3 protein-coding genes and 4 pseudogenes are annotated in these 7985 nt (G+C 71.9%); 3 read left to right on the forward strand and 4 right to left on the reverse strand.

The features are described from left to right. Together JNW91_RS27430 and JNW91_RS32720 are read left to right on the forward strand one after the other, a co-directional pair. On the forward strand, nucleotides 1-3501 hold a 3501-nt coding region (locus JNW91_RS27430), incomplete at its 5' end, for a multifunctional oxoglutarate decarboxylase/oxoglutarate dehydrogenase thiamine pyrophosphate-binding subunit/dihydrolipoyllysine-residue succinyltransferase subunit (RefSeq protein ID WP_203178314.1). Between the two features lie 118 nt (nucleotides 3502-3619). Next, nucleotides 3620-3775: pseudogene (locus JNW91_RS32720) on the forward strand (DUF6104 family protein); the annotation flags it as partial. Here JNW91_RS32720 and JNW91_RS27435 read toward each other — a convergent pair. Further along, nucleotides 3758-5125, reverse strand: a pseudogene (locus JNW91_RS27435) (NAD(P)H-quinone dehydrogenase); the annotation flags it as partial. The pseudogenes JNW91_RS32720 and JNW91_RS27435 sit on opposite strands and share 18 nt — an antisense overlap. 4 nt (nucleotides 5126-5129) lie before the next feature. On the opposite strand from JNW91_RS27435, the gene JNW91_RS27440 reads away from it, so the two are divergent. After that, a complete protein-coding gene (locus JNW91_RS27440; protein ID WP_203178317.1) occupies nucleotides 5130-5585 on the forward strand; it encodes a gamma-glutamylcyclotransferase in 456 nt (151 codons plus the stop codon). 73 nt (nucleotides 5586-5658) lie between these two features. On the opposite strand, the gene JNW91_RS27445 is transcribed toward JNW91_RS27440, so the two are convergent. The 3 genes and pseudogenes from JNW91_RS27445 to JNW91_RS27455 all read right to left on the reverse strand — a co-directional run. Further along, entirely contained in the window at nucleotides 5659-6618 is a 960-nt protein-coding gene (locus JNW91_RS27445) for a GNAT family N-acetyltransferase (RefSeq protein WP_203178319.1), read from the reverse strand. A 64-nt stretch (nucleotides 6619-6682) separates the two neighbouring features. Continuing rightward, a pseudogene (locus JNW91_RS27450) lies at nucleotides 6683-7416 on the reverse strand (SCO6745 family protein). Nucleotides 7417-7520: 104 nt separating this feature from the next. Next, nucleotides 7521-7985 (reverse strand): annotated as a pseudogene (locus JNW91_RS27455) (hypothetical protein); the annotation flags it as partial.

The following is a 7985-nucleotide window of genomic DNA, read 5'->3' on the forward strand; positions in this document are numbered from 1 at the left end:
GAGCGCCGCCCCGCAGCCGGCCAGCAAGCCGCCGTCGCGCAACCGGCACCGGCCAAGCCCGCCGCCGCGCAGGCCCCGACGAAGGCTGCGCCGGAGAAGGCCGCCCCGACCACGCCGGCCGCGAAGGCCACCGCCCCGACCGCCGACGGCCCGCAGACCACGCCGCTGCGAGGCGTCGCCGCGAAGATCGTCCAGAACATGGACGCCTCGCTGAGCGTGCCCACCGCGACCAGCGTCCGCGCGGTCCCGGCGAAGCTGCTGGTCGACAACCGCATCGTGATCAACAACCACCTCGCCCGGGGGCGTGGTGGCAAGGTCAGCTTCACCCACCTCGTCGGCTACGCGCTGGTGCGCGCGCTGGTGCAGCACCCGGAGATGAACAACTCCTTCGCGGAGGCCAACGGCAAGCCGGCGGTGGTCCGCCCGGCGCACGTCAACCTCGGCATCGCGATCGACCTGGCCAAGCCGGACGGCAGCCGCAACCTGGTGGTCCCCTCCATCAAGGGCTGCGAGCAGATGGACTTCCGGCAGTTCTGGCAGGCGTACGAGGACGTGGTCCGGCGGGCGCGGCGCAACGAGCTGACCATGGAGGACTACTCCGGCACCACGATCTCGCTGACCAACCCGGGTGGCATCGGCACGGTGCACTCGATGCCGCGGCTCATGCAGGGGCAGAGCGCGATCATCGGTGTCGGCGCGATGGAGTACCCGGCCCCCTACCAGGGCATGTCCGAGGCCACCCTGGCCGAGCTGGCGGTCAGCAAGATCATCACGCTGACCAGCACGTACGACCACCGGATCATCCAGGGCGCGCAGTCCGGCGAGTTCCTCAAGGTGATGCACGAGCTGATCCTGGGCGAGCACGGCTTCTACGACCAGATCTTCACCTCGCTGCGCATCCCGTACGAGCCGGTGCGCTGGGTGCGCGACGTGGCGGTCAACTCCGAGGGTCAGATCAACAAGACCGCCCGGGTGCACGAGCTGATCCACGCGTACCGGGTGCGCGGTCACCTGATGGCCGACACCGACCCGCTGGAATTCACCATCCGCAAGCACCCCGACCTGGACGTCCTCCAGCACGGGCTGACCCTGTGGGACCTGGACCGGGAGTTCCCGGTCAACGGTTTCGCCGGCCGCCAGCGGATGAAGCTGCGCGAGATCCTCGGCGTGCTGCGCGACTCGTACTGCCGCCGGGTGGGCATCGAGTACATGCACATCCAGGACCCGGAGGAGCGACGCTGGATCCAGGAACGGATCGAGCGCAAGTACGAGAAGCCGTCCGCGGACGAGCAGAAGCACGTACTCAACCGCCTCAACGCCGCCGAGGCGTTCGAGACCTTCCTACAGACCAAGTACGTCGGCCAGAAGCGCTTCTCGCTGGAGGGCGGCGAGTCGCTGATCCCGCTGCTCGGCGAGGTGCTGGAGTGCTCCGCCGAGAGCGGTCTGGACGAGGTCGTCATCGGTATGGCGCACCGGGGGCGGCTCAACGTGCTCGCCAACATCGTCGGCAAGCCGTACGAGAAGATCTTCTCCGAGTTCGAGGGTCACCTGGACCCGCGCTCGACGCAGGGCTCCGGCGACGTGAAGTACCACTTGGGGCAAAACGGCAAGTTCACCACCCCCGGGGGTGAGCACGCGGTCAAGGTGTCGGTGGTGGCCAACCCGTCGCACCTGGAGGCCGTCGACCCGGTGCTGGAGGGCATCGTCCGGGCCAAGCAGGACCGGATCGACCTCAAGCTGGAGGGCTACACCGTGCTGCCGCTGTCGGTGCACGGTGACGCGGCGTTCGCCGGGCAGGGCGTCGTCGCCGAGACGCTCAACCTGTCGCAGCTGCGCGGCTACCGCACCGGTGGCACCGTGCACGTGGTGGTCAACAACCAGGTCGGCTTCACCACCGCCCCGGAGTACAGCCGGTCCAGCCTGTACAGCACCGACGTGGCCCGGATGATCCAGGCGCCGATCTTCCACGTCAACGGCGACGACCCGGAGGCCGTGGTCCGGGTGGCCCGGCTGGCCTTCGAGTACCGGCAGGCGTTCAACAAGGACGTCGTGATCGACATGGTCTGCTACCGCCGGCGCGGGCACAACGAGGGCGACGACCCGTCGATGTCCAACCCCCAGATGTACAAGATCATTGACTCGAAGCGCTCGGTGCGCAAGCTCTACACCGAGGAGCTGATCGGTCGCGGCGACATCACCGTGGAGGACGCGGAGGAGCTGCTGCGCGACTACCAGTCGCAACTGGAGAAGGTCTTCAAGGCCACCCGGGACGCCGCCGCCGCGCCGCGCCAGCTCAACCGGCCGCGCCGCGAGGAGGAGCCGGAGCCGCAGGTCGACACCGCCACCGACGCCGCCGTGGTGAAGGCGATCGGCGAGGCGCACATCAACCTGCCGGAGGGCTTCACCCCGCACAAGCGGATCCAGCAGCTGCTCGACCGGCGGGCCAAGATGTCCGTCGAGGGCAACATCGACTGGGGCTTCGGCGAGATCATCGCGCTCGGCGCGCTGCTGCACGACGGCGTCACCGTCCGGCTGGCCGGGCAGGATTCACGTCGCGGCACGTTCGTCCAGCGGCACGCCTCGGTGGTGGACGCCCGCACCGGCGACGACTACCTGCCGCTGAAGTCGCTCACCGGCGACGGCGAGCGCTCCCGGTTCTTCGTGCACGACTCGCTGCTCAGCGAGTACGCCGCGATGGGCTTCGAGTACGGCTACTCGGTGGAGAACATCAACGCCCTCGTCGCCTGGGAGGCCCAGTTCGGCGACTTCGTCAACGGCGCCCAGTCGGTGATCGACGAGTTCATCTCGTCCGGCGAGGTGAAGTGGGGCCAGCGCTCCGCTGTCACTCTGCTGCTGCCGCACGGCCACGAGGGACAGGGCCCGGACCACACGTCCGGCCGGCCGGAGCGGTTCCTGCAGATGTGCGCCGAGGACAACATGCGGGTGTCCATCCCGACGACCCCGGCGAACTACTTCCACCTGCTGCGGCGTCAGGCCCTGTCGCCCAAGCGCAAGCCGCTGGTGGTGTTCACGCCGAAGTCGCTGCTGCGGCACAAGCTCTGCGTCTCCCCGGTGGAGGACTTCACCACCGGCACCTTCCAGCCGGTGCTGCGCGACACGGCCGCCCCGGCGCCGGAGGCGGTGAAGCGGGTGCTGCTCTGCTCCGGCAAGGTCTACTACGACCTGTTCCAGGCCCGGCAGGAGCGCGGCGTCACCGACACCGCGATCATCCGGATCGAGCAGCTGTACCCGCTGCCGGTGGAGGAGATCCGGGCCGCCCTGGCGCAGTTCCCGAACGCGGAGGACTTCGCCTGGGTGCAGGAGGAGCCGGCCAACCAGGGCGCCTGGTCGTTCGTCGCGCTCAACCTGCTGGAGCACCTCACGGACGTCCGGCTGCGGCGGATCTCCCGCCCGGCCGCGGCGGCCCCGGCGGTCGGCTCGGCCAAGACCCACGAGGTCGAGCAGACCGCGCTGATCGAGGCGGCTCTCCCCCGCCCGTGACCTGATCGCACCGCGCGAGCCGGGGCAGGGCCGTTCACCACGGTCCTGCCCCGGCTCGCGTCGGTCCATCCGACCATCCGCCCTGCCCCGAGCCGGGCCGAGCACGAGGACGTACCCCATGTACTTCACCGACCGTGGCATCGAGGAGCTGGTCGAACGCCGGGGCGACGAGCAGGTGACCCTGGAGTGGCTGGGCGAGCGCCTGCGCGACTTCGTCGACCTCAACCCCGACTTCGAGACCCCCATCGAACGCCTGGCCACCTACCTGGCCCGCGACCACCACACCGCCCACCACCTGACCGCTGGCCGGCCGGCAGAACAACTTCACGAAACCGTCGGAGAGGTCGTCCATCTTGGCCCGGGCGTTGCCGGACAGCGGCAACATCACCTGCCGGGCCGGCACCTTGCCGGCGTCCACCTCGTCCTGCGAGACGCCCACGGTGGCCAGCTCCGGGTCGGTGAAGACGTTCGCCGCGACGGTCCGCAGCCGCAGCGGACGGACCGCCTCACCGAGGGCGTGCCACATCGCGATCCGCCCCTGCATGGCGGCGACGCTGGCCAGCAGCAGAACGCCGGTGCAGTCACCGGCGGCGTAGATGCCCGGCACGTTGGTCCGGGAGACCCGGTCGACCGTGACGTAGCCGCCACGGCCCAACTCCACGCCGTACTCGGCCAGGCCCAGGTTGGCCGTGTTCGGGATCGAACCGACCGCGATCAGGGCGTGCGAACCGGTGACCTTGCGGCCGTCGGACAACTCCACCTCGACGCCGTCGGCGGTACGCCGCACCGCGTCGGCCCGGGAGTTGTTGAGGATCTCCATGCCCCGGTTGCGGAACACCCGCTCGATGGCGGACGCCGCGTCGGCGTCCTCGTGCGGCATCACCCGGTCCCGGCTGGAGACCAGGGTGACCTCCACCCCCATGGCCAGGTACGCGCTGGCGAACTCCGCGCCGGTCACACCGGAACCGACCACGATCAGGTGCTCCGGCAGCTCGGGCAGGTCGTACACCTGGCGCCAGGTCAGGATGCGCTCGCCGTCCGGCACGGCGGTCGGCAGCTGCCGCGGCGTCGAACCAGTGGCCACCAGCACCGACGAGGCGGCGATCGAGTACTCCTCGGAGCCGTCGGCGGGGGTGACGATGACCAGGTGGGTGTGCCCGAGGGCGTCCTCACCGAGCCGGGCGGTGCCGGCCACGAAGGTGACCCCCGCCTTGAGCAGCTTGGCGTGAATGTCGGCGGACTGCGCGAGCGCGAGCCGTTTGACCCGCTCGTGCACCGCCCGCGCGTCCACGGTGACCGCCTCCAGGCCGTCCGAGTGCACACCGAACTCCTCGGTGTCCCGGTAGCCGGTGACCACCCCCGAGCTGGCGATGAAGGTCTTCGACGGTACGCAGTCGGAGAGCACGCACGCCCCGCCGGCCCCGTCGGCCTCGACCACGGTGACATCGGCGTCCAGCTGGGCGGCGACGAGGGCCGCCTCGTACCCGGCCGGCCCCCCGCCGATGATCACGATCCGGCTCACAGCGTTCGCCCTTCGTTGATGCTCACAGTGACTTTCTTCTCCCGAACGCACCCGACACGCACGGTCGTATTCTCCCCCACCCGCCCGCCGGGCTATCGTCATCGCCGTGCGTCATCACGCCGCCTACGGCTCAAACCTTGATCCCGCCCGGATGCGCGCCTACTGCCCGCACTCGCCCATGGTGGGCACCGGCTGGCTGGAGGGGTGGCGGCTGACCTTCGCCGGCGCGGACGTGATCGGCTGGGAGGGTGCGGTGAGCACCCTGGTCGAGTCCCCCGGTGACCGGGTGTTCGTGGCGATCTACGACATCCACCCGTACGACGCGGCCCAGCTCGACGAGCTGGAGGGGGTGTCCGCCGGCACGTACCGCAAGCTGCACGTGCGGGTCTCCACCCTCGACGGCGACGTGACCGCGTGGATCTACGTGTTCGACGGGTACGAGGGTGGCCTGCCCACGTCGTGGTATCTGACGGAGATCGCGAACGCCGCCGAGAAGGCGGGCGCGCCGGACGACTACGTCAACGAGCTGCGGTCCCGCCCCACCGGCACCGCGTCCGCGTAGCGCGTATCCCACATCCTAAAGTCTGCAACCGTCACCGACCGGAGCGCCGGTCGGCCCCCGCCGACGTCGTCAATCACACACCGGCGGCCGGGACGGAAAGCTCGTACATGTCGATCCATCGGGTTTCCCGCAGGCCCACCGACCGGTAGAGCGACAGCGGCATGGTCGGGTTGGTGAGATCCACCCCGAGGCCGGCCGCCGCGCGGCCCTTCTCGGCATAGCGGGCGAAGGCGCGGCGCAGCAGAGCCGCGCCCACACCCCGCCGGCGGTACGCGGGCAGCACCGACAGGCTCTTCACCCAGCCCTGCTGCTGGTCGAGGGCCTGGTCCGAGGACTGCAACGCACCAACGGGCACCCCGTCCACCTCGGCGACGAGCCACTCGTCCCAGGCGGTCAGGTCACCGATCCGGGCTCGCCACCGCTCGTACGACACCGGTTCGTGGTCCGGGGTGTCGCGGAAGGCGGTGTCGTGGATCCGGTGGAACTCCCGCAGGTCGGTCTCGTCGTCGGGACGGACCGGTCGGATCGTCACCCCGGGTGGCAGGGGTGGTTCGACGGGCAGGTCGGCCAGTGTGCGACGCATCCGGACGTACCGCTTGGCCAGGCTGAATCCGACCGCGCGCAGGTCCCGTTCCCAGTTTCGTTCCGGGGCGAAGACCGCGCACCGGACGGTGAGCGCGGGGAGCCCGCGCTCGGCGGCCCGTTCGGCGACCCGGTCGAGTTGGCGGGCCAGCAGCGGCGCCCGGAGTGCGGCGGCGGACCCCGGGTAGACGTGCACCTCCACGAACTCCCGGCCGACGCCGGTGGGGTTGTCCACGGTCGCCCAGCCCACCACGGTGCCGTCCGGGTCCACGGCCAGCCAGGAGTCCCTTGTCGGGTCGAAGAAGGGTGCGGTGAGCGACGCCGCCACGTCCTCGGCGTCGAAGTCGGGATGGCCGATGGCGAAGGTGTCGGCGGCGTGCACCACCGCGAGGATCGCCGGAACGTCGTCGAGAGTGGGTCGGCGCGTGGTCCAACCTGCGGGGAGGGTCACGGCAGGTGATCCTGGCAGCCGGTGGTCTCCGGCGCCGCCCATTTTCGGCCCGCCCGCCGTCGGCTCAGCCGAGGTCGGCCCGGGTGCGGTGCAGCAGCTCCACCAGCTCGGCGCCGTCGGCCGGGCCGAGCGCCGCGAACGCCGGCGCGGCCAGGCGGTTGGTCACCGCCTCCGCCCACAGCCGTCGACGCACCAGCGGCCCGACCGGCGGGTAGGGAGGCGACCAGCCGCAGGCCACCGCGCCGGCCTCCCCCTCCGGCCCGGCCAGGACCGCCTCCAGCGGGGTCATCCCGGCGGCGCGCACGGCCAGCAGGTACGCGCCGGTGAAGTGTTCACGCAGCAGTCGCAGCCCGGCGGCGCTGCGGGCGCCGGGGGTGTCCGCCGGCAGCGGCATGGCCCGCCACGCGGCGAACAGCGGCATTCCGCTGGCGTCGGCCGCTCCCACCGCCCGCTCGACGAGCGCGGAGAGGCGTTCGGTCCCGGGTAGCGGATCCAGCTGCTCGGTGCCCCACTGGCAGCACTCGGCGAAGCTCGCTGCGGCCACCTCGATCGGCCGGACGGTCCGGGCGGCGGCGTCCCATCCGTCGGCGACGCGTCCGGGGCGACGAAGCCGAGGGCGGCGGCGGCGGTCTCGGCCCGTACGTCGCCGAGCGCGCCGGCCCTGCCGCTGATGTAGAAGGCCCAGCCGGAGATGCCCAGCAGCCGGGCCCGCCGCAGCGTGGTCGGGCTGCGGCTGAACGCGTCGCCCAGGTCGAGCACGACGGGTTTGCTGGCGGCCGCGACCTGCTCCGGCGTCATCCGAGCGCCGCCTGCGCCCACCTCGGCTCACCGGCCGCGGCGGTGCCCCGATCCGGCGCCGCGGGGCCGGGACGGGCCGCCCGCTCGTCGTCGTCCATCGATGGTCAGTCTGCCGCGCCACCGCCGGAGTCCGCAGCCCCCTCTTCGGCCGCCAACGCCTCCACCGCCGCCTCGACCTCCCCCGCGCGCCGCCGGGCCACGGTGACCGCCCGCTCGGCCGCGCGCCGGACGAGTTTGGCCCGGCTGAGGTCCTGCTCGGCGACCGCCCGCCGGCGCTCCAACTCGGCCAGCTCGGCCTCGATGGTGTCCAGCGCCTCGGCGCCGTCCCGCTCCTGCCCGCTCGCCTCGGCCAGCTCGGCCTCGGCCCGCTGCTGGTCGGTCCCGCGCCTTGGCGAGCTCCCGGTCCAGCGCGCGGCGCTGCCGATCCCCGTTCGGCACGGGCCGCCCGTTGCGCCGCCCGCCTCGACCTCCCCCCGCGCGCCGCCGGGCCACGGTGACCGCCCGCTCGGCCGCGCGCCGGACGAGTTTGGCCCGGCTGAGGTCCTGCTCGGCGACCGCCCGCCGGCGCT

The sequence above is a fragment of the Micromonospora parastrephiae genome (assembly GCF_016802865.1).
Classification (GTDB): domain Bacteria; phylum Actinomycetota; class Actinomycetes; order Mycobacteriales; family Micromonosporaceae; genus Micromonospora; species Micromonospora parastrephiae.